This window comes from Paenibacillus sp. HGF5 (assembly GCF_000204455.1).
GTDB lineage: Bacteria > Bacillota > Bacilli > Paenibacillales > Paenibacillaceae > Paenibacillus_AQ > Paenibacillus_AQ lautus_A.
Window position 1 is genome coordinate 1 of the sequence record NZ_AEXS01000061.1, and the last position, 24189, is coordinate 24189.

A 24189-nucleotide genomic window follows, 5' to 3' on the forward strand; every position below is an offset into this window, starting at 1 on the left:
GCCGAAGCTGCGTATCGCTAACCGCAACAATCGACCCGAACAAATAGGAGCTGAAGCTCTTGCTCAGATTTTGATTCAAGCTCATCAGGACCACCGACAGAGCAAGCCCGGACGTCATAATTATGGCAACCGGAACCTCGGTGTATGTACGATACGCTCTCCTAAGCTGTTCAATCACAAGTGCCCCGACAATAGCCATCGCAAAACCGCTGAGTGCGGGATTCAGTTTCAAAAAAGAACCCAATGCGACTCCCGCCAAGGATACATGAGAGAGTGTGTCCGCCATGAGTACCTGGCGCCTGAGCATTAAAAACACGCCCAGAACGGGACCGATCACGCCGATCAGGCCTCCTGCCCAAAACGCGCGCTGCATGAATTCGTAACCGAGCATCGCCATCCCTCATTCTCCTTTCGCTCCAATTGGACGACCTGGTCCAGATATGGACCGATTTCATCAAGCGAATGGGTAACCATAATGACCGTGTTGCCTTTGTCCTTGACATAATCGTTTAAGAGTCGGTACAGATCCGTACGACTCGACACATCCATCCCTGTCGTAGGCTCGTCAAGGATCAATACCTGCGGCTGCTGGGCCAACGCTCTGGCAACGCATATTCGCTGCTTCTGCCCTCCCGATAACTCGCCGATCCTCCGATGACGATATTCCCACATCCCCACTTCCTTCAGGCTTCGCTCAACGATCTCATAATCTACGGATGTGAAACACTTGAACAATCCGAGTCGTCCGTAACGGCCCGATCGTACAAGCTCAATCACTTTACTGGGAAAGCCTGCGTTGAACGAGGCCACTTGCTGCGGAACATATCCGACAGATATCCTGGATCCGTCCTCCAATACTCGCTTGAAAACGATGGACCCGCTCCAGGGCTTTATCAAACCAAGCATCAATTTCAGCAAAGTTGATTTTGCGGCGCCATTTGGACCGGATATACCGATGAATTGTCCGCTATGAATGTCGAGCGACAAATTCTCAACGACAGCTTGATCCCCGTATCCAAACATAACGTCGCGCATGGAAGACAATAACATATCCCCATCTCTTCCTTCCTTGTGACAGAAAAACTGTTTTATTCAGCATGAAACCCGGTGTATTCTATTGCAATCCCTTTTCCAACCCGGCAGCAGGACAGCCATCCCCCTTAAATCTTCGCCAGATCAGGTTTATATTCATCAAAGGAATCTTTTATATGGCTTTTCAGCAGCGGTTGCCGTTCAATAATGGCTTTTCGCTTTGCTTTCAATACTATTTGCTCCATGTCGGCAAAGCTGCACCCTTCAAGCAGGTCACATGCCCCCGTCAACCCTGACGCCTCACACCGGAAATCTCCGAGAAGAATTTCGATATAATGCTGCCTTCTGCCAAAGTCCGGCAGGGAATACGTCATCTTAGTATCGAACCTGCGCCATATTGCCTGGTCCAATTCCTTCTCCAAATTGGTGGCCGCCATCATGATGCTCTTGTCCCCAAAATCATCCAAACACTGCAGCAATGTATTAACAGCACGGGCCATCTCCTTCACTTCATCGTTGCTGTCCCTCGTCCTGGCAATGGCATCGAACTCATCAAGGAAAAGAACGCAGGGAAATGTGTCTGCATAATCGAAGATTTTGCGAATATTGCTCCCCGTTTCGCCCAGATGACTATGAATGATAGCATCCAGACGAGCCAGGACGAGTGGAAGCTCCAGTAGGCTGGCCATATAAAAGGCCGTTAAGGTTTTTCCTGTTCCCGGAGGACCGTACATGACGATCTTGTTAGGAATCGGTACGTGATGCTCCTCGAATTCCTCCCTCATCCCTAAAATGGCTATAAACTCATCCACAATTCTCTGATTGAAATCCGGCAATATCAGGTGCCTCGCTTTTTTGCCGCACTCCTTAGGTGAATACACGGTTGCCATATCGATCCCTTTGGCACGCGGAATACGCTGGCTTGCATTGCTTTTGCTCATGATCAACTGCTGCTCCTTCACTGCATAAATCGAGTATCATGGCGTGACCGTTCTTTTTCTGATTCGGTACGTTATCCTCTCTACCGTTTATAACTTAATCGTTTCTTGAACTTATCGACACGCCCGCCGATTTCGGTATTTTTCTGCTTGCCCGTGAAGAAAGGGTGTGAAGCCGAACTGGAATCTACGCGAATCACGGGATAGGTATGACCGTCTTCCCACTCCATCGTTTCTGTCGAAGTCTTCGTGGAGGCACTAAGAAATGAAAAGCCAACGCTCGCGTCTAGGAATATGACTTTTTGAAATGTTGGATGTATCCCTTTTTGCATGGTAATGTTCTCTTCTTTCCGAGCCAATCGACTCTGTATTATTTTTTATTCGTAATCCTTACGATTAACGTCATGGATGAATATTAAAATATAAAATCAATTCTGTCAACTCTCGGCTCCATACTGAAAAAATCGTTTCGTTACTCTTGGGCATAAACAAAAAACCGCATACCACGAATGGAATGCGGTCGGACTATGCGATTATAAAGGCTTTTTAAACATTTCAATTAAGCTGGTGAAGCTATCGTCGGCATGACCATTGGCAACCCCACGCATGAAAACTTCAAGAACAGCGGCGGGCAGAGAAGCGTTAGACGAAGGATGATCTATTCGTTGGAGGCGATCGATTCCACTCAGTCACATTGTAGTCCTGATCATAAGAACACTGACCCTCGCCCTGCCCATGAGTCCTAAGTTCGATCCGCTGTGCTTCCTATTATTTGAGTGCTTGGGTCATAATAAGATCGATTTGCTCTTCATCCCCCATATAGAAAGTATGGGTCCCCGTCTGAACAAACCCCATTTTATTATAAAAGGTAATGGCATTCTCATTTTTTTCCCAAACCCCTAGCCAGATCTTCCTTAGATTCCGTTCCAACGCGATCTCTACGGCTTTATTCATTAGATATTTGCCAAGCCCCTGTTTATGAAAGCTTTGCTTGATATAGATCCGCTCGATCTCCAGGCAATCATCGCCCATTGCTTCGGACTGAGCATGATGGGTGTTTATTTTTAAATATCCTGCAACTTCCCCATTAGCGTAAATAAAATAGAAATCCGAAAAGATATTCGATAATTCTTTTTCCAATTGATCCAAATGGAAAGCTTTATCTAAGTAGGCTTTCATATTTTCAGGCGAATTTTGATCCTTAAAAGTTTCGTTAAATGTTTTAATGCTTATTTCTTGAATCAAGCCCAGATCTTCAATCGTGCACTTTTCTATAGTTGTGGTCACTTTGCTTTGTTCTCCTTTGAATACATCAATAGTGTCGCTTGTTACCCTTTTTAACAAACTCCCAGTCTTTTTCCACATTGTGTCGGACTCTTTGGATAAACTCAAACATGACTTCTACTTCACTTGCAGAGAATCCGGATAGTGCAACCAAATTGGAATAATCGTTCTCCCTTTTTATTAAAGGATACACATTGCTCCCTTTCTCCGTTGGAAACAGTTTTTTGATTTTTTGTTATATTGATCTTCTCTTCTATCAATAAACCCATTCATCTCAAGCTTCTTTATAGCCCGAGCCGTTGTTGTTCGGTCGACCTTTATCATTTCAGATAACTTTTCTTGAATAATTCCTGGGTGTTCACATATTCGCACGAGGTACAAATACTGTCCTTTTGTCAGATCGTATTGCTTAAACTCAATATTGCTTATCGAATCCAATGACCTGGCGATCATACCAATCTCACGGAGAACGTCCTTCATATCTGCAACTCCACTCTTCTCGAATTTATTCAAATGAAGCAGTAAGAAAATAGTACACTATTTTTGTTGCATTTACAACAAAAATAAGCGCTCGTAGATCCTCATCAAACACCAAGCCCTACGGGATAACCATCAACCAAGGATAAGGCAAACAAATGGAACGATCATATGGTTATATTCTCCTGTAATGACCGGCCGTCAGAAATCATCGGGTTGCCGTTACTTTACATGTTCTGGCATAACTTCCTGGTCGAAAAACAAATACTATTCATGAAGGAGGGTCATCATGGTTAACATCAACAGCTGGCTTGGACAACTGGCTCACAATTATTTGCTGATTGTCATTGCAGCCATCGTCTTTTTGGGCATCAAATCCATTCTCGGTGTATTAACTTACAGACATTACAATAAAGAACTGCGGCACTTACACCAAAAAGTAGATCTCCTGTTAAAAAAGTTCCCCAAAGAATGAGGGACGGCGTGCAGAGTCCATGATATGAAGCAAGCCACCCTTCCTCCACTCCATTCTCTTACCGCCCCTATCTTTCAGCCCTTCCGTATCCACTTGGGCATCGCCGTTGCCCGCTTGCGTTTGCTTTAACGGCCGCCATCTACTTGGTGGATTGGGGCAAAAATTCGCGGATAGTCCGCAGGCATCGCATCCTACACCAAACCATCCTGCCCATCCTGCACCCATTTAAAATGGACTTCGCAAAAAAAGCGCCGATGGGCTCGGTAAGATCTCTAACCAAGCTCATCAGCGCTATTTATTTTGCTTTCTAATCCCGACAGCCTAACATATCTAATAATAAGATCTTACAAAGCTCTTACAGGCTCCATTCGGTTACCCTTCTACGATATCCGCCCGCAAATCAGTTGCAATTTCGATCATGAGAGGCACAAGGTCTTGATGGGAAACGGCGACATACAGCTCTCCCATGTAGTGCCTGAATGGAATCAAGGCTTCCCCATGTTTCCACATAAAGAAATCGCCCTCTACCGACATGGTGCTCTCTTCCCCTCTCACAGTGAGCTCCGTCTGATAAATAAAATCAGCTTTGGTTGAAAAATATAGTTGGCATTCTTCCAATGAAATCTCCTGATCGCCAGCGTTGGGTTGCATGGATCTCGTGATCCGAAAACGTTGATTCATGATTTGATCCTCCAAAATAAAATAACGTGTACCATCGATTACTTTCCTTGTTCAGCCCTTCTCTAACGGTGGTGGTGTCGAAGCGCCACCGACTCAGCCAATACTATTCATACCACGATTGGTGAACCTCGTCTACTCTGCCTTAGACTTTCCATGCGTTCAATTAAAATCCGATTGGTATGCGAAAATTTCTTTGATATGCTGAAATCAAACATATGAAACTGGAGATGAAGCATGTATGCATAAGATACTAATCGTGGACGATGAGGCGGATCTTCGAAAGCTGCTGACCGATTACTTTGAAATTAATGGATATTTTGTCATGACGGCCAAGAACAGCCGGGAAGCTATGCAAAAAGTGGAACAAGGACCCGATCTCGTATTGCTCGATATCAACATGCCTGAGGAGAACGGCCTTGAAATATGCGAAAGAATTAGAGGTTTTGTTTCGTGCCCTATCTTATTTTTGACCGCTCGAATCGAAGATGCCGATAAAATAGCCGGCTTTCGGGCAGGAGGCGATGACTATATCCTGAAACCTTTCAGTATTCGCGAGCTTGGCGCCAGGGTGGAAGCGCATTTGCGCAGGGAACAGCGAATCCTAACCAAAGCCTCGGTGAGGTTTAACCATGATTTGGTCATTAATTATACGGCCCGGGAGCTTTATTTCCAGGATATACGAATTCCTTTGGCCAAAAAAGAGTTCGACATTATCGAATTGCTGTCCATGAATCCCGGCATGGTATTCGAGAAGGAGCGAATGTACGAGAAAATTTGGGGCCTGGACGAAGAAGGCGATAGCAGCGTCATCGCGGAGCATATTCGGCGAATTCGCAACAAATTCAAGGAATACGGCAGCACCGATCGAATCGAGACGGTGTGGGGAGTAGGATACAAATGGCTAAACTCTTAAATAGGCTGCTGCTAGAAAGACTTAATTTGCTGCAATCGTTCATCCTGTTATGCATTCTCACGCTCTTGGCCGTACTGGCCATGATCACCTTGGAATTTGCCTGGGCGGAGATCCTGCGGGAGCGTTTTGGAGAGCCCGATTGGTTGCTGCCCTCCCTCGTCGCGGCGGTGCTGTTGACGGTAGCCGCAGGAATTGTCGCCATGGCCGTTCTATTTTACAGTTGGAAGCTAAAACGACCGCTGACGATTCTAATGCAAGCATCCAAGAAGATCTCGGCCAACGATCTAAGCTTCAGTATCTCCTATGGCAGCCGGGACGAGATGGGCGAGCTGATCGCCGTATTTGAAAACATGCGCTCACAATTGGAAATCAATTTAAAGTCGCTCTGGCGTTCGGTCGAGGAGCGCAAGCAGCTCAATGCAATTTTTGCCCATGATCTGAGGACGCCGCTGTCTGTGCTGAAAGGATACGCCGAGTTTCTCGCCACCTATGTTCCCGAGAAGAAATTGTCGGAAGAGAAGATTCTGGATCTGATCCATACCATGTACCTTCACATCGTTCGCTTGGAGAACTATGCGGAGGCCATGAGCTCGATTCAGAAGCTGGAGGATACCCAGGTGCATCGCGATCCCGTGAATATCATCCCTTTCACGGCTTTGTTGAACGACAGCGCCAAACAAATAGCTAGTCAATTCGGCATTAACTTTGCCTCTTCCATTGATAACGCTGATTGTGAAATCAGCCTGGATGCTAATGTCGTCATGCAGGTATTCGAGAACCTGGTAGCCAATGCGGCGCGTTACGCAACCAGTCAGGTGAACGCTCGTTTTATCATTCGGGAAGCCTCTATGGATATTGCCGTCACGGACGACGGACCCGGTTTCTCGAACGAAGCCCTAAACAAGGCAGCTCTTCCTTTTTACCGCGGGGATATGTGGGATGCAACCGAACATCGCGGACTAGGATTGTATGTTTGCAAGGTGCTTTGCGAAATACATGGCGGGAGCTTGCAGGTCGAAAACGGACCTCAAGGCGGCGGGTGCGTTACCGCAAGTTTTGGATCATAGTTGATAAATAGTTGAAAATTATCCGATAGCATATCCTTATCTTGAAAGAAGGAGTGCTATGATGGCGAAAACAATACAAAGAATGTTTACCGTAATTACCTGCCTGCTGCTATCTTGGACCGTGATGGCGGAGTCCGTATCTGCATGGGAGGTCCAAGACCGCACGGAACTTTGGCGGGACATTGACGAATACATGAGCCGGAGCATGAAGGCCAACCATATCGAAGGTGCGTCCTTGTCGATTTCCTTAAACGATAAGACCTTCTATGCCAAAGGTTATGGTACGTTTGGTGAAAACCAAAGCATAACGGACGAAACCCCTCTACCCATTGCTTCGCTTAGCAAGTCCTTTACCGCATTAGCCGTACTGCAGTTGGTGGATAAAGGCCGGATTGATCTGGATGAGGCTTACCTTTCCTATTTTCCCGAACTGACGCCACAGGATCCCCGAGTTCATGACATAACGGTCCGGCATTTATTGAATCAAACCAGCGGCCTGACGGATGGAACCAATCCCGATATGACGAGGACTCCGCAATTCCAAGCACTGCAAGAGGCGAACCGGTTATTAAACGAGGTTGAACTCGCCCATAAACCTGGAACAACTTACAGCTACCACAATCCCAATTACGTGCTGTTGGCGAACCTCGTGGAAAGCATCAGTGGAGAGCGATTTTCGGATTACCTGAATCGTCATATTTTTAAACCCCTGGGTATGAACCATACCTACAGTGTCAGCACGACGCATCAAATCCATGGGAATGAAGCTATCCCGCCGGGTCATTACTCGATTCTGGGCCGCTCCGTGAGTCGCTCGGAGCCGCTGTGGTTTATTGACGGTCCCGCAGGGATCGTTTCAACCGCGGAAGATATGTCCAAGTGGATGATTGCCCAATATAGCGGCAACCTTCTTCCCCCGGCGCTGATGAATCAATTTCATTCAGCCGGAGAAGCTTCGCCGTACGGCATGGGTTGGCTCGCAGACCATGATCCATCGCGCGGCCGAACGATCTCCCACAGCGGCATTTTCTGGACGTACAAATCGGAAGAAACGGTTTATTTGGACGAGCAGATGGGGATCGCGGTGATGTTTAATTCGGGATTGAACGCATTTGTGAATTACTCGGGAATCATCGATGGGGTCGCGGCTATGATGAGGGGAGAACAGCCCAATATCTCTTATCTTAACGATCGAAACATGTCTATGATCATGATGGCGTTGATTCTCGCAACGCTTGTATGGGGCGCCTATGCTTCTATTCGTATTCGTCGGAAGAAAAAACGCCTTACGATCGGCATGTTCATTCTCATATCGGTCATTAGGCTGATTCCGGTCCTCATCCTCTTGTCTCTCCCCCCATTGCTGACGTTTATCGGCGGAGGGCGCGTGCTGCCATGGTCCGGTCTTTGGACTACCCTATCGTCACCGATCATCTGGCTTGTTGTATGGTCGCTTGTCAATCTCGTGCATGTGGCTTGCTATTATAACGTCTATGCTCGTTACGTTAAGAATAGCCAATCCATGGCTAACACCCCATAATGCCACAAGCTCAACACATCATTCACATGCTGGATTCAGAGCTGGTTTCACCGCCGGTTAATCTTCGTCCCCCTTGAATCAGGATGAGATAGGCGGCAATAGATAACACACTGGTGGAAAAGATGACAACTCCAAAAGGAATCGCGGAATTTTCGCCCGCCATTCCCACAAGCGGAGACGTAACGGCGCCTAATGCGAATTGTAAGGAGCCGAGCACGGCTGAAGCGCTGCCTGCAATATGCCCCTGCGACTCCATGGCTAACGTGAAGGAGATCGGCCCAATGATCCCAATGGAAAAAGCGAATAAGAAGATCGAGATAAACATGGCAGACAATGCTCCATGTACCAATACGACGAACAAGACCGCTGCAGAAGATATGAACGCAATGATTAATCCGATCCTGAATAGCCGGTTTTCCGGTACCCGGCCTGCAAACAATTTAACGAATTGTGATCCCGCAATGATCGCAAGGCCATTCAACGCAAAGAGGATCGAGAACATATACGGCGACACGCCGTACATGTTCTGATAAATAAACGGGGTACCCGCCACATAAGCGAAGACGCCTGCGAACAGTATGCCGTTAACTAGTGCATATCCCATAAACGACCGCTCCCGGAACAAGCTGTTATAATTTTTATCAACGTGCTGAAACTGCTTGGAACTCGCTGCTGTACAGGTAAGCTTTCCTTTAACCCTCCTAAGGTTATCGCGGTCAGTGCTATGCCTAGCGCCCCCAAGAACAGAAATACGCTTCCCCATGAGCTGTATGACATGACCGCGCTTCCGAGCGTTGGCGAAATTAACGGTGCCACATTGCTGATCATCGTTAAGAGCGCGATAAACTTCGTCATTTCTACGCCGCGAAACCGATCGCGGACAATAGCTCGCGAAATCACGAGTCCGGCCGACGCCGCAACCCCTTGAATGAATCTTAAACATATGAACCACTCAATGCTTGGCGCAAAAGCGCATCCAATCGAGGAAAGGATGTACACGATCATGGAGGTCAGCAAAGGCGGACGCCTTCCATACATGTCGCTTATAGGCCCCATGATCAACTGTCCCAATCCTAATCCTAACAGGCTGGTGGTTAAACTCGCTTGAACCGCAGCTGCGCTTGTTCCAAAAAATACAGCGATTTGCGGAAGCGATGCCAGGTACATATCGACCGTAAACGGCCCCAATGCCGAAAATGTCGCCAAGATTAGGGCAAAACCGAGAGAACTTTGTTGAGCTTTATATTTCATTTCTCTAACTCCTATGACTGATGAGATATTTTCTTATAAAATAACGTATTTGCTTAAGACGATTGCGCAGGTAACCGTTCGTTCGACCGGTTCCTCATTTAACTAAAGGGCACACCACTCGGCGTGCCCTTCATGATTCAAAGGATGCAATGAATTCTTATTCGTTCTCCATCGTGCTGATGTCAATGACAAATCGATACCGGACGTCCGAAGCCAGCACGCGTTCCCAAGCCTCATCAATCCGATTTGCGGAAATGACCTCGATCTCAGGCGTTATGTGGTGTTCAGCGCAGAAATCCAGCATTTCCTGCGTTTCTCGAATGCCGCCGATTGCCGATCCAGCAAACGACCGACGATGCGGGATTAGAGAAAATACTTGAACAGGCAATGCCTCCGGCGGTGCACCGACGTTGACCAAGGTACCGTCCACTGCCAGCAGCGAGAGATAAGCATTCAAATCAATCTTCGCGCTCACCGTATTCACGATGAGATCAAACGTGACGGCCAACTTGTTAAATGTCTCTGGATCGTTGGTAGCATAATAATGGTCTGCGCCTAACTTCAAACCGTCTTCTTTCTTCTTCAAGGTCTGTGATAAAACCGTGACTTCGGCTCCCATGGCATGAGCCAGCTTTACAGCCATGTGGCCGAGCCCGCCAAATCCAACAACTGCGATCTTCTTGCCAGGAGCGGCACCCCAATGGCGAAGCGGCGAGTAGGTTGTGATTCCGGCACATAAGAGCGGTGCAGCGGCATCAAGAGCAATGCCGTCAGGAATGCGTACGACGAAATCCTCCGTTACGACGATATGGGAGGAGTAGCCTCCTTGTGTATACTGACCATATCTGTCGGTAGCTGCGTAAGTACCCGTATGTCCATCCAGACAATATTGCTCCTCTCCTCTGCGGCAGCTCTCGCACTCTCCGCAGGAATCAACCATGCAGCCGACGCCTACTCGGTCACCAACCGTATACTTTGTGACATCCGAGCCAACCCGGGCGACAATGCCGGCGATTTCATGTCCCGGTACGAGAGGATATTGGACCGGCCCCCAATCTCCGCGAGCGGTATGGATATCCGAGTGGCAAATCCCTGCATATTTGATTTCAATGAGCACATCATGCGGCTTAAGATCCCTGCGCTCAATTGTTGTTAGTTGGAACGGACCTTGCGGACCGAATACAGCACGTGCATTAGCATTCATCATGTATAACCTCCAGGTAGTATCAATTTTCTCAACTAGTCCCTATTAGAAAATAGTCGAGTTGGCGTAAAATAGGGAATTCCTTAGCCGACCCAATCCACGAAAAGCGAATAAACAAATTAAGTTGTTTAATCAACTCATGTCTATTATTATAGGAGATAGAAGTTGAAGTTCAATGGTTAAATCAGCGCGATTTGTTGAGATATCAACAAGATCATCAAAAGTGTTCATTATGTTGGTAAGGTCAGGAGGATAATACAAGATGGCAAAAGTGGATCGTAGAATCCTAAAAACGCAGGAAGCCTTAAGAAAAGCCGTCATTGAATTGATGGCCGACAAAAACTTCGATGACATAACCATTCAAGACATCGCAGACCAGGCAAATTTGAATCGCGGCACGATTTATCTGCATTATCAAGACAAGTATGATTTATTGAATCAAATCATGGAGGCACACATTCAGGAATTAAAAGAGATGGATACATGGGCGTGTGAAATGGAATGGGCGGATGCTCTCGTACCGTATTTCGAATATTTTGAAAAGAATTATGTGCTTTTTTCGACCATGTTAGCGTCCAAAGGCGCCCCTTCCTCTTTCAGAACGCGGCTGCTTACGTCTTTCATGGAAGGATTCAAAGGTGAGATCGACAAAGAAAGCGGAAAAAATGCGGAATTACACGAAGATGTGATGCTGCAATATGCCGGGACTGCTTATGTCGGGGTCATTGAATGGTGGATCCGAAATGGAATGCCCTACTCGCCGCAAGTCATGGCCAAACAAGTGGGTACCTTGTTAGATAGAAGCCTTTAATCGGCGTACGTGCCGCCGGGGCAGCTGATCACGTAATCGAAACGTACGTCAAGTGGGAATGACACGAACGATAATCCTGAAAAATAAAAAAAGCCGCATTATTAACGCGACTTTCAGAAGACAAGCCTCTCATCGTTCATCCTATCCTCATGGCTTTGTACGCATGCAAATCTCTATCAGGCATCACCAATCTACGGAAACGCAGGTTTACAGGCCCTTCTTCGAAGCTGTTATTGTTGCTGGCCTCCCTGATAGACCGTCTCGTCCTGACGTACTTTGCTTCCCGCCGCCTTGGCTAACTCAAGCAGCTTTGCCGCGTCGTCCTGAGGTTTGTATCCGATTAATCCTTCCAGATAATCGATGTTATAATAGTTATCCGTATTGGCGGAGGTGCCGTACAAGTTCAAATACGGTAGTTTGTCATCTGCTTCAATGCAGCAAACGATCAGTTGAAGCATATCGCGTTCCGATATCCAGATATGCCCCGCGCGCTCTGAATGAGGTCGATCGTCTCCGGGGAAGTTGCCGATTCGAATATTAATGGAAGAGATTTTGCCCTGATCGGAATAAAGCCGCCCCAGCAATTCGATATAGCATTTGCTGAGTCCGTAAAAGCTATCCGGGCGGTACGGATCGTCCGGCTCTACCTTTTCGTAAACCTTGTAATAACCGGTCGCATGATTGGAGCTGGCAAATATCATACGGCGAACGCCATTCTGCACTGCTGCCTCAAACAACTTGTACGCGCCGGTCACATTTCCTTCCAGTACCTTACCGAGGAAATCCCCGTTGTCCTTAATCCAGGCAAAATGGAGCACCGTATCAACTCCTTGCGTAAGCTCTGCCAGCCGCGCCTCGTCCACGATGTCCAGCTGCACGATACCCTGCCTATCGTCCGCCTCTATATCCGCACCGATGATGTCATACCGGCTGTCTTTTTGCAGCCCCTTGTAAATTACGTTCCCTATGGTGCCCGCCGCTCCGGTTATCAATAGTTTGCGTTTCATTCGTTTCAAGCCCCTTTCCCACTGATCGTCACGTTTTTGCTGTGCTGTTAGTTATTACCCGTTGGGAGAGGGATGTATACGATAATGTTTTGAGTTCCCTCTTGCGGAAAGCGAAAAACGGCTAATAGATCATATCCCTTGGTACCGTTAATGATCATAAGCTCCTGCTTTGGCAATTACAAAAAGCCGCAAGGATGCGGCTAGTGTAATTGTATGTTCTTCTTTAACGCGATTCTGGCAGTCGAGTAATCCTTAGAATTTCTCAGGGAATTGCTTGACAATGCCTTCTGTCAGAATATCCGCTAAATGAATCATGTGGATCTCGTTTTTGTCGGTTGCAGCAATATCCGCTTTCCAATCTCCCTTGATACAGCTAACGACGATTTCCGTAATCAATTGGAGATGCGTATACAACATATCCTGGAGCTCCTTAAACTGCCAGTTCGGATTCGCTGCGCTTAAGAATTTGGCGATATCGTCAGCGTTTTTGTGCCAATCCGCCTCTAATTTGTCCACTTCCGACTGTTTGCCGGCCTTGGCCGCAGCCACGATTTTCACTGCAATCCGAATATGTTCTCTCATTAGATCGGCAAGCTTATTCCCGGCGGCTTCCCCATAGTAAGGTTTGATCACGTTGCCAATGTCCTGCTGGTTTCGCATAAGCCGGTCCAGAACGTCCTTCTGATCAGGACGATTAGATATGGCACTCACGATATAGCTTCTTGTCCATATCGTATGGTCGATCCAAACCTTCTCCATTTCGCCTTTCAATTGGACTACTTTGGGAGTTATGCAATCCGGATTCTCGCCCACCATGGCTTGTACGGGCGCTACAGCCTGAGTCATGCTAATTACGAACGCTAGGGTTAACGCTAGCAACCATTTGTTTTTCACACGTATCTGCTCCTCTGAGATGTTGGAATAAAAAAAACTGTATTATTATGATGTAAGGTTCCAATTTTTATGCAGAGGATCATATTCACGGTGCCCTGGTGTTCTGCAAAGCCGCTCGATAAGTAGATTCACCCATGAAATGCTATATTGAGCAATTTATATTTCCTTGATTTCAGTCAGATCTCCGCTGCATAACGTTTCAAGATGGTCAAAAATTTTCCGAGCAGGCCAATCCCACCATTGGATGGCAAGGAGATGGTCAATGAGTTCGTCATCAAATCTATTCTTAATAACCCTGCAAGGGTTCCCGCCTGCAATATGATAAGGGGGGACATCTTTTACAACAACCGAATTGGCTGCTATGATAGCTCCGTCGCCGATGTGTACACCGGGCATAACGGTGACGTTTTGACCAATCCAGACATCGTTGCCAATGACGGTGTCGCCTTTAAGGGGTAAGTCGGCCAGTGCCGGAGTCGATTTCTCCCAACCGTTGCCCATGATGTTAAATGGATAGGTAGTAACACTGCCCATTCTATGGTTGGCGCCATTCATGACGAATTCAATCCCCTTTGCGATAGCGCAAAACTTCCCGATAATCAGCTTGTCTCCAATAAATTCATAGTGATGCGTGACATGCTCTTCGAATTTTTCGGCGCCGTTTAGATCGTCATAATAGGTATAGTCGCCGACAATAATATTGGGGCGTGTCACTACGTTTTTAATATAGCAAATACTTTTAATCGCCTCATTCGGGTAGATTGCGTTAGGGTCTGGCCCATATTGCATATAGAATCCCACCTTCGTTTTATATCAATCATGAGTTGTTCAGCGTCGTATTCCTATCCATGAGGTCCGATACCGGGAGACAAACTTACCTTTTCAATTTCGACGTATAGATTGGTTATCCTGTTTGAATCCTACATAAAATCACTCGAGCTCGTACCTCAAAATGAAAACATCCCATTTCCACTTTGGTGAGAATGGGATGTTGATTTGTTTCATTATTGGATGTTTTGCCAATTCATTTGTTGCTTGACTCATGGTTTTTTTGTGCCTTGTTAACCCCGGAAGCATAATAACTGATCACGACAATACCCAAGAAAACAATGCCTGTAATCAGGGAAATCCGAGTTTCATCGTTGATCCACATACCGACCAGCACCATAAGCAAAAAGGCAATCGTCACATAGTTGGTCACCGGTGCGAAAGGCATTTTGAACGGATGATCATCCAAGGCACTCCCCTTGGTTCTTCTGAAATTGATTTGACTGATCAAAATGACGAACCACGGCACCATGCCGGGAAGCACGCTGGCGCTGTACACATGCACAAACAGATTTTCCGGTGCGATATAACTTAATAACACGCCAAGGCCCAACCCCGCGAGTACGCCGATCGTTCCCAGCAGGGGCACGCCGTTACGGGACAGTTTCGTAAATATTTTCGGTGCCTGTCCATTGACTCCTAATGTATAAAGCATGCGTCCTGCGCTAAATATCCCGCTGTTGCAGCCCGACATGGCGGCGGTGATGACAACAAAGTTGATGATTCCGGCTGCCGCAGTAATGCCGACTTTCGCAAACGTGGCAACGAACGGACTGCCGAGGGCTTGCAGCTGATTCCAAGGATAGACCGTAACAATCACAAAAATCGCGCCGATATAGAAGATCAAAATGCGCCAGATAATGCTTTGCGTCGCGCTCTTTAACGTTTTTTGCGGGTTCTTGGCCTCACCTGCCGTAATCCCTATCAGCTCGACGCCTTGATAGGCTCCGATCACTAACGAGAGAGCAAAGAAAAAGCCTGACCATCCGCCGGTAAAAAAGCCCCCATGCTGCCACAAGTTGGAAAATCCGATCGCATTTCCGCCATTGCCTAATCCGAACAAAATCAGACCGAGCCCGGCAACAATCATCAAGACGATGGTTACGATTTTAATCATGGCAAACCAAAACTCAAATTCACCAAACGATTTCACGGAGAACAGGTTGGCTGCACCGAGAATCGCCATGGCGACGAGCCCTGGTATCCAAGCGGGCAAATCCGGAAACCAGTACTTCATGTAGGTCCCAACGGCAATGATCTCCGCCATCCCGACGATTACCCATTGGAACCAGTTGCTCCAGGCCGTCACATAGCCCGCCAAGGGATGAATGTACTTATGGCCAAAGGTCGCAAACGATCCCGTGCTCGGTTCTATGTACTGCATTTCCCCCATTGCGCGCATAATGAAGAATATAAAAATCCCTACAATAGCATACGCAAGCATCACCGATGGTCCTGTCCATTTGATCGTGCTTGCCGAACCCATAAATAACCCGACACCGATGGTGCCGCCCAAAGCAATCATCTGAATGTGGCGAGCTTCGAGCCCCCTCTTTAGTTCATTGTTTTTCATTCCAAGTTTCCCCCTCTGTTACTCTCTTAGCTGTCAATTTGAACAAGAGCAAAATCTAAACACAGATATGTAAGCCTCGATCCAATTATAGTATCTTTTTCCTGTGAAAACAATTATATTCATTTGGTAATCCTGCAACGGAGACGGAAAAACCCTCCATTTACCCGACAGCCGAGTTCAATCATAATGAACCGATGTCGTTGAATGGAGGGTTCTGTTGTAGGCGTTTTCAATTATTCGGATTGCTCAGGGATGTTACATTCAAACCGGACATTCTCCAGCCACTTGCCTGCAGCGAAATCCCGGCCTCTGACGATTACACGATCTGCATAAACCTCGACGAACAGCCCCTGACTCCCATCTTTATGCTCGTCTTTATCCGTCCATAGGTAAGCGACAGAGGATCCGTTAAACATATAAGGCAGTTGTTCCTGTCCATCGAACATCGTATGCGGCGCTTCCAGCTCCCAGTGAGTATGCCCCGTGAACAGAATGGCATGCCGGTGCTTAGCCAGAACTTTCTTGAGCGCTTCGTCCTGAGCAACGCCGTACCACCGCTGCGACTCATAAGATCCTGCAACCGTGTCTTTAAGCGGCTGATGCAGGAAGACGAAAGCCGGTTGAGCCGGGTTCTTGCTCTCCGTTAGCTTAGTGTCGAGCCATGTCAGCTGAGCTTCGGACAAGGAAGCAAACAGCTCCAGCCCCTCCTCGGTTCCGAGGAAGATAAAGTGGTACCCGTTAACCCAATGATCGTGATAGGGTCCGCTCATCCCCGTGGCATCCAGATAAGCTCCCAAACGTGAAGGCCAATGCCCCAGACCGACATCGTGATTGCCTGTAGCAAAATAACTGACCGGCAATCCTGCGCCATGCTCCCGCCATATTCTGTGAAACTCCGCATATTCCTCCGTACTCCCTTGGTCGGTTAAATCGCCTGAGTGCATAACGCCGTCACTGTCCGGCACCATTCGTTTAATATCTTCTAGTGCCCTCGCCAAATTACAATTGTAGGTATGTCCGGGGTCCGCCTTCACGTGCGTATCGGTGATAACCTGAAATCGGAGCAGCACGTCCTCGTTCCGGTTTCCTCCTTCTTGATTCCGCTTGTTCAAACTACTCAATCCTCCTTCAAAATGATGTCGAATATGGCCGACGCGTTATCCCCATGTTCACCGCAACGGTAAATGCCGTCTGCTAATCATATGCCCAGCATGCCTACGAGTAAGATTCCGATAAAGATAATGCCGGCCGATATGAGCCGCAGCCCTCCTTGACCTTCCTTCAGCAGCAATACGCCCAGCAAAGTGCCGAATACGGTTCCAATTTCCCGAAGAGGCGCTATGTATATTAATGGGGACATACTCATGGCAAACAAGAACAACAAATATGAGCCTGGAGAAAGAATCGCGCCAACCGCAAGCCATTTTCCATGTTCTCTTATCTCTCTTACCCAGCCGATTTCGCCAAAACGGATAAACGGGGCCAGCCCAAGCATAAATCCGATATTGGATATTTCCAAAAGCAGCGTTGGCGAAAAATGCTGCAGATTCACTTTGTCTACCATCACATATGCCATCGTGCAAAACCCCACGGCTGCAGTATAGAAAAGAACCCTGTGAGGGGCATGAAATCTTTGCTTCCTCATAAAGATGCCGCTTGATAGAAAGAAGCCAAATGCAATCAATCCGAGTCCCAGCCATCCCCAGACGGATAACCGCTCGTTCAGGAGAATGACTCCGCAAAGAGGCAACAAGAATGTGGAAATGCCTCTCATCATCGGGTAGACCTGGGATAGGTCGCCATAGGTTAAGGACTTGGACAAGAAATAGGCATATCCCCCTTGAATGAGCACGGATAGGAATAACAATAGATAACCTGACATGGGTGGATTCGCTGTGACGATTTCGATCATAAAGCCCGGGAGCAGCATAAGCGTGGTGGGGATATATATCATAAATAAAAACAACTGCTTATTCCCACTCGACTTTGCCAACATATTCCATACCGCATGCGCCATGCCAGAGCCTAGAACCAATAAAACTGCAATTGAAATTATTGCACCCCCTCGAAAACACTGTTTTACACAATATTATGCTTATAAATACACATATATACAACTCGAGATTGATCGTATCATGGGGAATTCTTACTGTCAATTGATATGATGAGCAAAAAAAGAACCTCGTCGGAAGGCTCTTCTTGTTCCTTTGAATTTATTGGAAATCGATGTTGACTCCTGCCTCCTGATATAGTTTAAGGACATCTTGCCCTAGCCCGGAGTCCGTCACAATCCGTTCAATCTGATCCAATCCGCAGACCGGTGTGAGCGAAACCGCGTTAAACTTACTGCTGTCTGCAAGCACGATGACCTTGTGTGCCCGGGCCAGCATTTTCTTCTTCAACTGAATCTCGCTTAACCCATAATCCGTCAAGCCTTCGGTCAGGGATATGCCGCTCACGCTCATAAAGAAAAGGTCGGCATGAAACTGAGTGACAAAGGATTCGGCAAAATCGCCGACCACGCAATGTTCCGAGTTACGTACCACCCCACCGACAAAGATGATCGTGAAATGAGGTTTCTCCATAAGTATCGATGCGATCTGAAAGGAATTGGTCAGTATCGTCAATCGATCAAAGCGGGTCATCAATGCCTTGGCGAATTCGGTATTGGTGGTGCTTACATCCATGAACAAGGATTGCCCTTCTTCCACGTAGCGGAGGGCAATCTGGGCCAACTCCCGTTTCTCTTGAAGCCTCTTCATTTCCCGCACGGTAAAAGGCAGTTCTTTCTGATAGTCCGTTGCCGGCAAGGTTGCCCCGCCATGAACCCTTTTTAAGAAGCCCTCTTGTTCCAGATATTCCAGGTCTCTTCGAATCGTCTCGAAAGAAACTCCGAATTGCGCAATTAAATCCGTTGTCTTGACCGATTGGATTTCGTGAAGCAGTTTCATGATTTGTTGATGCCGATCATGTGCAAGCATTCAATATTCCTCCAATAAACGACTACCGTGTTTGAATTACTAGTACAGAATACCACAAAAACACACAATCTCACATTGTTCTCTGATTTTAAGACGGTGATAAGAAACGATTTATACTTGCTGGGGACCGGACATACTAGTTACAATCTCGAAAAAAGCCGCCATTACATGGCGACTTTTTCGTAAAACATTTAAAAAATCGTATCCGGCACATAGTAAATTTTCTGTGTGTTTTTCTTGTTCTTGGGATCCGTCACGATCGTAAAATAAACCTTCCCGTTCTTGGTCTGAACGCCTTCGATTTCATGCTTTCCCACATTCGTAATTTTTACAAGGCTCTTGTAGGCGCCCGAGCTGGTCATCATGGCGATCTGCGGGGTTTGGCCTTCGGCGCCTCCCGAGGTGTAAATTTTAGAGTTCCCCAGCATATCTGCACCCTGAAACGATCCATTCGGTCTAATAATACGGCTGCCGGATTGAGTGAAACTCGCTATGCTCGCTTTTACCGCGGCGGCACTGTCCATTCGAACCTGCTTTTTGCTGTCCAGAAGCTTGTTCAGGGACGCTGTGCTGTAAATGGACCAGGTAACGGTCTTTTCCTTGGTTTGTACGCGGAAGAACGTATATTTGCTGTTGCCGCCCCCGTCGACCCTATAGGTTGTGCCTAATCGTTTGCCGGTCTTGTTTGCATAATTCATATAGACGAACCGGTCCAGCTTCGTATAATCGACCTTTGATCCCGCCTTGTATTTTAGTCTTGCCACTTGGAGGGACCAGAATTGCTTAGTAGAAGGATCGGCCTTGGAACTGAAGTAGAAATAATTCTCCCCTTTGTACGTATACATATCAAGCGTTTGGCAATGGCCGGTATTGGTGACGGTCATTTGGTCTACGTACTTCGCGTCTTTCCCGCTAATAAGGAGCCTGGAAAGATAGCATGTACCCTTAGACCGCTGCGTAACGTAAACATACTTGTCTGCAATATATGCTTTTTGTACGGCCACATTGTGCTTAAGCCCTTTAAGATTATAGGCGAGTTTAGCCGAAGCATTCACGGTTTTGCCTGGTGATGCAGCTGCAGCCGGCAGGACCGGCATGATAAGTAAAAGAATGGCGAGAATGAAAGACGTAAAAATCTTCAAATTCCTACCGCTGAGAGCAAAGCGCTCATGAAACATTAAGATACCTCCTTTGGCATGATGACTCACCGGGGTGGATATGATACAGGAATAAATGGCTGACGACAGCTAATCACAATCCTCCTTTCGCTTTGCACGTATTCAGCACTTTTTTAACCTGATGTGATGGATAAATAAAGTGCTTTAACTAATAATTACCCTTTTTTTGAAAGAAATCAATATTCATGAAGTTCCGAGACATGAAAAAAAGCCGCTGTGTTTAGCGACTTTTATTGATCACTTCGCCTCGTAAGAAGCAACATTATAAAGGAAATCATGATCATGGATCCTGTCCAAGCCCATGCCATCGTCGTATTGCCCGCATCAACTGCAACGAATATGGCCGTAGGAATGGTCTGCGTTTTGCCCGGAATATTGCCTGCTATCATTAACGTTGCTCCGAATTCACCAAGTCCACGAGCAAATCCAAGAATATAGGCAGTTACCAACGAGCGATAAGTCAAAGGAAGCGTTATATACCTGAAGACCTGCCACTCATTAGCTCCGTTTGATCGAGCTGCTTCCTCGACATCCCGATGGACAGAAGAAAATCCTACCTTCATCGTTTGGTAGACCAGCGGGAAGGCTACGACGACCGAAGCGATCACGCCAGCCCACCAAGAAAAAATGACGGGCGCGGCAAAGAGCCATTCTATCCATTGTCCAAACCAGCTTTTTCGACCTAGTATGACTAATAGCACAAAACCAACCACGGTTGGCGGAAGAACTAACGGGAGCATAAAGGCGGTCTCAAGAATCGTTTTGCCTTTAAAGGATTTGCGTGACATCCACCAGGCAGCAGCCACTCCAATCAGGACAACCGTTAGGCTGGACAGTACGGAAACCTGTAGTGACAGTTTAATCGGTAACCAGAATTCGTTCCAATTCATATTGGCCCTAATCAATTCAGAACGGAGAATCCGTACTTCACAAAGACGTCCAGCGCTTCTTGAGTCTGCAAATAAGTGTAGAAATCCTCAGCCTCTTTTCGATGTTTCGTTGCCTTTACGATTCCAATCGGATATTCAACAGGCGTGTATGTTGCGGGATCCACAGCAAAAGCAATCTTCACTTTGTCAGAGGTTAATGCGTCCGTTTTATACACAAACCCGACATCTGCATTACCCGTTGCTACATATTGAAGAACTTGACGTACGTCTTTACCTTGTACGATCTTGGATTGGAGCGAATCCCATAAGTTCGTTTTTGTAAGTGCCTCTTTAGCGTAACTTCCCGCAGGCACACTTTCAGGAATGCCAATGGCAATATTCTTTATTTCGGACTTGGACAAGTCGGCAAAGCTTGCAACCGGTACTTCTCCATCCGCAGACACGACAGCCACCAACTCGTTGTTAAGTACATTTTTTTGTTGATTTGCATCTATCAGTTGTTTATCCACGAGCACTTCCATGTTCTTGGCTGCGGCTGACAGGAACAAGTCGGCTGGTGCTCCCTGCTCAATCTGCTGCTGCAATGCGCCGGATGCGCCAAAATTAAAATTCAATGTGATATTTGGATTCTTTGTTTTATAATCCTCCTGGATTTCCTTTAGAGCATCTGTCATGCTTGCTGCCGCAGATACGGTCAATTCAACCGTTTTTGCTGCTGCCGAAGTTGGCGTACTCTTATCCGCAGCTTGAGAATCGGTATGGTCTTTTGCTGCCGTACCGCAACCCGCTATTACTAATATCATGGTTAATACAAGAGATAAAACCACGCTAATCTTTGCCGGTTTAATCATGGGTCCTCCTCCAAAAACTATATTTAGTTATAATCAAGCATAAACATTATACTTTCAGGCGCAATTATTTGTAAACCAAATATATCTATTTATATCTAATTAATGATATCTATATAATCCGGAAAGGGAAGAAATCAGGAGAATCGTTTGAATTCATTCAATTGTGTTATAATTAGCCTCAAATGTTAAACAACTTAAACAGTTAACCGGGAGGAACATGATATGTCCAATGACATGTCTTATACAACGGAGGAAATTGCCAAGCTCTTAAAAATATCCAAACTTACCGTGTATGATCTGATCAAAAAAGGGGAGCTGCCCTCTTATCGGGTCGGCAAACAAATGCGGGTGGATGCTGCTGACCTGGAGGCCTACAAACAAAGGACGAGAACGGTTCCGGTATCCAACCAACCTGTTGAGGCGCTTTCGCCTTCACCTATTCAACCGCCTACATTCACCAGTGGGAATCGCCCGATCGTCATTACCGGACATGACATTAGCCTAGATATCTTGGCCAAACATATGGAACAAACAATCCCCGCCATTCGGCCCTTGCGTTCATTTGTCGGCAGCCTCGACAGCTTAATCTCTATGTACAGAGGCGAGTCTGATATCGTCAGCACGCACCTATTGGACGGAGATACCGGTGAGTACAATCTTCCGTATATTCGAAAGCTGCTCGTTGGTTCTTCCTATGTGGTCGTCAATCTTCTTTCTAGAAGCGCAGGGTTATATGTCCAGCCGGGGAACCCCTTCGGTCTTAAAGGGTGGTCTGATTTAGACCGTTCCGGGCTGCGATTCGTGAATCGCGAGAAGGGATCAGGCGCCCGCGTATTGCTCGACGAACAGCTCCGCCTTCACGGAATCAATCCGGAGCAGCTTTCCGGCTATGATCATATACAGACTAATCATCTCGGTGTGGCGACGAAAGTTGCTACCGGTGAAGCCGATGTTGGCGTTGGAATTGAGAAAGCAGCCTCGATAATCGGTCAAATTGATTTTATTCCTTTGATTCAGGAGCGTTATGATCTTGTGATACTTAAAACCACGTGGAGTCAGACCTGGATTCCCGCCCTTTTGCAAATTCTGCAATCGGTCACCTTCCAAAAGGAGCTGCGTTCGATTCCGGGGTTTGATGTATCCCGTACAGGAGAGGTCCTGTTTGAGACTTGAGCATGAATTCTTGGCAAGGTATTAAGACTACCGAGAAAAAGTTTCGTAGCTGTCACCACCGGGGCCGAGCGATCAGCTCGTTTGCCGCATGCTTCGCTCATGGAACCTCGCCGCGCGGGAGTAGACAAGTTCTTCTCAAGGAGTTACGGCAGCAATTTGCATGCTAAATAAATAAAAAGCCGCATACGATGCGGCTTTTATCGTCTTCATGTTCTTGTTGTCCTACACGATTCAGAAGAGTCAGGGTTATCTAACAAATCCGTAAGTTACTTCTGCACGATCTGAATAAGGTTCCCGCAGGTATCGTCAAAGACAGCTATTGTGAGTTCGCCCATTTTTGTCGGTTCCATCGTAAACTTCACGCCTTTTCCCCTTAACCGCTCGTACTCTTTGCGAATATCTTCAACGCCAAACATGGTTGCCGGGATGCCTTCGGCAAAGATCTTCTTTTGATACTCCTTTGCGGCAGGATGTTCATTCGGTTCGAGCAAAAGCTCGGTACCGTCTTGAACATCGGGCGAAACAAGCGTTATCCACCTGAATTCTCCGACAGGAACATCCTCCTTTATAACAAATCCGAGCTTCTCTGAATAAAACTCCACTGCCCTGTCTTGATCCTGCACGAATATACTGGTTACAATGATTTTCATGATTTTATGGCCTCCTCCAGCATTATAAAATTAAAAATTACTCTATCCATCCTTTCAGCAAATTCTTCAGTGGTTCGTTGTTAAAGATAATGACTCGATATTTCCCCTTACGCTTTGTTATGACCAGTCCGGCATCCTCCAATGCAGCAAGATGTTTAGCTATCGCTTGCCGCGAAATGGAAAGGTTGTGCTTCATGATGAGACGTACCGTAAGTTCATACAACGTCAGCTCATTACGTTCGGATAATTCGTCTAACATAAGCCGCCGAGTTGGATCGCCAAGTGCTTTGAATATTGCGTCTTTGTCCCACTTCATAGTCCAATTATAAGCAACCCCAGGGTTGCTTGTCAATAAGCAACCTTAGAGTTGCATGAATAAAACGTAACTTATAATATGCTTCCTAAGTCCGCCAATCACCCCAGCCGATTAGTATCCATGGAAGGCATCTGCTTCCTAGATGTTGTTCAATAATTGAAAAAGCCGCGAAAAT

At 46.8% G+C, this 24189-nt stretch carries 26 protein-coding genes and 2 pseudogenes; 6 read left to right on the plus strand and 22 right to left on the minus strand.

Annotated elements, in window-relative coordinates:
* From HMPREF9412_RS09765 to HMPREF9412_RS09790, 7 genes and pseudogenes are all read right to left on the minus strand, one after another.
* Window positions 1-397 (minus strand): metal ABC transporter permease (locus tag HMPREF9412_RS09765; RefSeq protein WP_036671815.1); only part of this gene is annotated, 397 nt, incomplete at its 3' end.
* On the minus strand, window positions 343-1050 hold the full coding sequence (locus HMPREF9412_RS09770; RefSeq protein WP_009591309.1) for a metal ABC transporter ATP-binding protein: 708 nt from the start codon (window positions 1048-1050) through the stop codon (window positions 343-345). The genes HMPREF9412_RS09770 and HMPREF9412_RS09765, both read right to left, overlap by 55 nt.
* Window positions 1051-1160: 110 nt before the next feature.
* The gene (locus HMPREF9412_RS09775) at window positions 1161-1973 is read right to left on the minus strand and encodes an AAA family ATPase (protein WP_036671817.1); all 813 of its coding nucleotides are present in this window, start codon (window positions 1971-1973) and stop codon (window positions 1161-1163) included.
* A gap of 80 nt (window positions 1974-2053) precedes the next feature.
* Window positions 2054-2302 (minus strand): type B 50S ribosomal protein L31, encoded by a 249-nt coding sequence (locus HMPREF9412_RS09780; protein ID WP_036671819.1) that lies wholly within the window; start codon window positions 2300-2302, stop codon window positions 2054-2056.
* A 201-nt stretch (window positions 2303-2503) separates the two neighbouring features.
* On the minus strand, window positions 2504-2659 hold the full coding sequence (locus HMPREF9412_RS33280) for a hypothetical protein (protein ID WP_441295365.1): 156 nt from the start codon (window positions 2657-2659) through the stop codon (window positions 2504-2506).
* Window positions 2660-2738: 79 nt separating this feature from the next.
* Complete coding sequence (locus tag HMPREF9412_RS09785) at window positions 2739-3257, minus strand: GNAT family N-acetyltransferase (RefSeq protein WP_009591321.1); 519 nt, start codon at window positions 3255-3257, stop codon at window positions 2739-2741.
* A gap of 25 nt (window positions 3258-3282) precedes the next feature.
* Window positions 3283-3734 (minus strand): annotated as a pseudogene (locus tag HMPREF9412_RS09790) (MarR family winged helix-turn-helix transcriptional regulator).
* 286 nt (window positions 3735-4020) lie between these two features.
* On the opposite strand from HMPREF9412_RS09790, the gene HMPREF9412_RS09795 reads away from it, so the two are divergent.
* Window positions 4021-4206, plus strand: coding sequence for a hypothetical protein (locus HMPREF9412_RS09795; RefSeq protein ID WP_009591326.1), 186 nt, complete (start codon window positions 4021-4023; stop codon window positions 4204-4206).
* A 372-nt stretch (window positions 4207-4578) separates the two neighbouring features.
* Here HMPREF9412_RS09795 and HMPREF9412_RS09800 read toward each other — a convergent pair whose 3' ends face one another.
* Window positions 4579-4887 carry a hypothetical protein gene (locus HMPREF9412_RS09800; protein WP_009591330.1) on the minus strand — a complete coding sequence of 103 codons (309 nt, stop codon included), beginning with the start codon at window positions 4885-4887 and terminating at the stop codon, window positions 4579-4581.
* Window positions 4888-5125: 238 nt separating this feature from the next.
* Between HMPREF9412_RS09800 and HMPREF9412_RS09805 the strand changes: the two genes are divergently transcribed.
* The 3 genes from HMPREF9412_RS09805 to HMPREF9412_RS09815 are packed head-to-tail and all read left to right on the plus strand — an operon-like array spanning window position 5126 to window position 8407.
* A complete protein-coding gene (locus HMPREF9412_RS09805) occupies window positions 5126-5800 on the plus strand; it encodes a response regulator transcription factor (RefSeq protein WP_009591306.1) in 675 nt (224 codons plus the stop codon).
* Entirely contained in the window at window positions 5785-6867 is a 1083-nt protein-coding gene (locus HMPREF9412_RS09810; protein ID WP_009591313.1) for a HAMP domain-containing sensor histidine kinase, read from the plus strand. The genes HMPREF9412_RS09805 and HMPREF9412_RS09810 overlap by 16 nt, the downstream gene beginning before the upstream one ends.
* Window positions 6868-6925: 58 nt before the next feature.
* A complete protein-coding gene (locus HMPREF9412_RS09815) occupies window positions 6926-8407 on the plus strand; it encodes a serine hydrolase domain-containing protein (RefSeq protein WP_254664024.1) in 1482 nt (493 codons plus the stop codon).
* 22 nt (window positions 8408-8429) lie between these two features.
* On the opposite strand, the pseudogene HMPREF9412_RS09820 reads toward HMPREF9412_RS09815, so the two are convergent.
* Window positions 8430-9658, minus strand: a pseudogene (locus HMPREF9412_RS09820) (multidrug effflux MFS transporter).
* A 157-nt stretch (window positions 9659-9815) separates the two neighbouring features.
* Window positions 9816-10865, minus strand: coding sequence for an NAD(P)-dependent alcohol dehydrogenase (locus HMPREF9412_RS09825; protein WP_009591328.1), 1050 nt, complete (start codon window positions 10863-10865; stop codon window positions 9816-9818).
* Between the two features lie 259 nt (window positions 10866-11124).
* On the opposite strand from HMPREF9412_RS09825, the gene HMPREF9412_RS09830 reads away from it, so the two are divergent.
* Complete coding sequence (locus HMPREF9412_RS09830; RefSeq protein WP_009591318.1) at window positions 11125-11673, plus strand: TetR/AcrR family transcriptional regulator; 549 nt, start codon at window positions 11125-11127, stop codon at window positions 11671-11673.
* A gap of 230 nt (window positions 11674-11903) precedes the next feature.
* On the opposite strand, the gene HMPREF9412_RS09835 is transcribed toward HMPREF9412_RS09830, so the two are convergent.
* From HMPREF9412_RS09835 to modA, 10 genes are all read right to left on the minus strand, one after another.
* Window positions 11904-12680, minus strand: coding sequence for an NAD-dependent epimerase/dehydratase family protein (locus HMPREF9412_RS09835; RefSeq protein WP_009591312.1), 777 nt, complete (start codon window positions 12678-12680; stop codon window positions 11904-11906).
* A 252-nt stretch (window positions 12681-12932) separates the two neighbouring features.
* Complete coding sequence (locus HMPREF9412_RS09840) at window positions 12933-13574, minus strand: glycosyltransferase (RefSeq protein ID WP_175320753.1); 642 nt, start codon at window positions 13572-13574, stop codon at window positions 12933-12935.
* A gap of 156 nt (window positions 13575-13730) precedes the next feature.
* A complete protein-coding gene (locus tag HMPREF9412_RS09845) occupies window positions 13731-14363 on the minus strand; it encodes a Vat family streptogramin A O-acetyltransferase (protein WP_009591333.1) in 633 nt (210 codons plus the stop codon).
* Between the two features lie 235 nt (window positions 14364-14598).
* Window positions 14599-15975 carry an amino acid permease gene (locus tag HMPREF9412_RS09850; protein WP_009591324.1) on the minus strand — a complete coding sequence of 459 codons (1377 nt, stop codon included), beginning with the start codon at window positions 15973-15975 and terminating at the stop codon, window positions 14599-14601.
* Window positions 15976-16208: 233 nt separating this feature from the next.
* Window positions 16209-17087 carry a metallophosphoesterase family protein gene (locus HMPREF9412_RS09855; RefSeq protein ID WP_009591322.1) on the minus strand — a complete coding sequence of 293 codons (879 nt, stop codon included), beginning with the start codon at window positions 17085-17087 and terminating at the stop codon, window positions 16209-16211.
* 86 nt (window positions 17088-17173) lie between these two features.
* Window positions 17174-18010 carry a DMT family transporter gene (locus HMPREF9412_RS09860; protein ID WP_009591317.1) on the minus strand — a complete coding sequence of 279 codons (837 nt, stop codon included), beginning with the start codon at window positions 18008-18010 and terminating at the stop codon, window positions 17174-17176.
* 178 nt (window positions 18011-18188) lie between these two features.
* Window positions 18189-18956: a DeoR/GlpR family DNA-binding transcription regulator gene (locus HMPREF9412_RS09865; RefSeq protein ID WP_009591308.1), complete on the minus strand. Its 768-nt coding sequence runs from the start codon at window positions 18954-18956 to the stop codon at window positions 18189-18191.
* A 191-nt stretch (window positions 18957-19147) separates the two neighbouring features.
* Window positions 19148-20134, minus strand: a complete 987-nt coding sequence (locus HMPREF9412_RS09870; RefSeq protein WP_009591314.1) for a phage baseplate protein — start codon at window positions 20132-20134, stop codon at window positions 19148-19150.
* A gap of 230 nt (window positions 20135-20364) precedes the next feature.
* Complete coding sequence (gene modB, locus HMPREF9412_RS09875; RefSeq protein WP_036671827.1) at window positions 20365-21024, minus strand: molybdate ABC transporter permease subunit; 660 nt, start codon at window positions 21022-21024, stop codon at window positions 20365-20367.
* An 11-nt stretch (window positions 21025-21035) separates the two neighbouring features.
* Window positions 21036-21875 carry a molybdate ABC transporter substrate-binding protein gene (gene modA, locus HMPREF9412_RS09880; protein ID WP_009591304.1) on the minus strand — a complete coding sequence of 280 codons (840 nt, stop codon included), beginning with the start codon at window positions 21873-21875 and terminating at the stop codon, window positions 21036-21038.
* A gap of 222 nt (window positions 21876-22097) precedes the next feature.
* Here modA and HMPREF9412_RS09885 point away from each other — a divergent pair, with 222 nt between their 5' ends.
* Entirely contained in the window at window positions 22098-23048 is a 951-nt protein-coding gene (locus HMPREF9412_RS09885; RefSeq protein ID WP_009591329.1) for a helix-turn-helix transcriptional regulator, read from the plus strand.
* Between the two features lie 266 nt (window positions 23049-23314).
* On the opposite strand, the gene HMPREF9412_RS09890 is transcribed toward HMPREF9412_RS09885, so the two are convergent.
* Together HMPREF9412_RS09890 and HMPREF9412_RS09895 are read right to left on the minus strand one after the other, a co-directional pair.
* The gene (locus HMPREF9412_RS09890) at window positions 23315-23698 is read right to left on the minus strand and encodes a VOC family protein (RefSeq protein WP_009591311.1); all 384 of its coding nucleotides are present in this window, start codon (window positions 23696-23698) and stop codon (window positions 23315-23317) included.
* Between the two features lie 37 nt (window positions 23699-23735).
* On the minus strand, window positions 23736-24014 hold the full coding sequence (locus HMPREF9412_RS09895; protein WP_036661013.1) for an ArsR/SmtB family transcription factor: 279 nt from the start codon (window positions 24012-24014) through the stop codon (window positions 23736-23738).
* Between the last annotated feature and the right edge of the window lie 175 nt (window positions 24015-24189).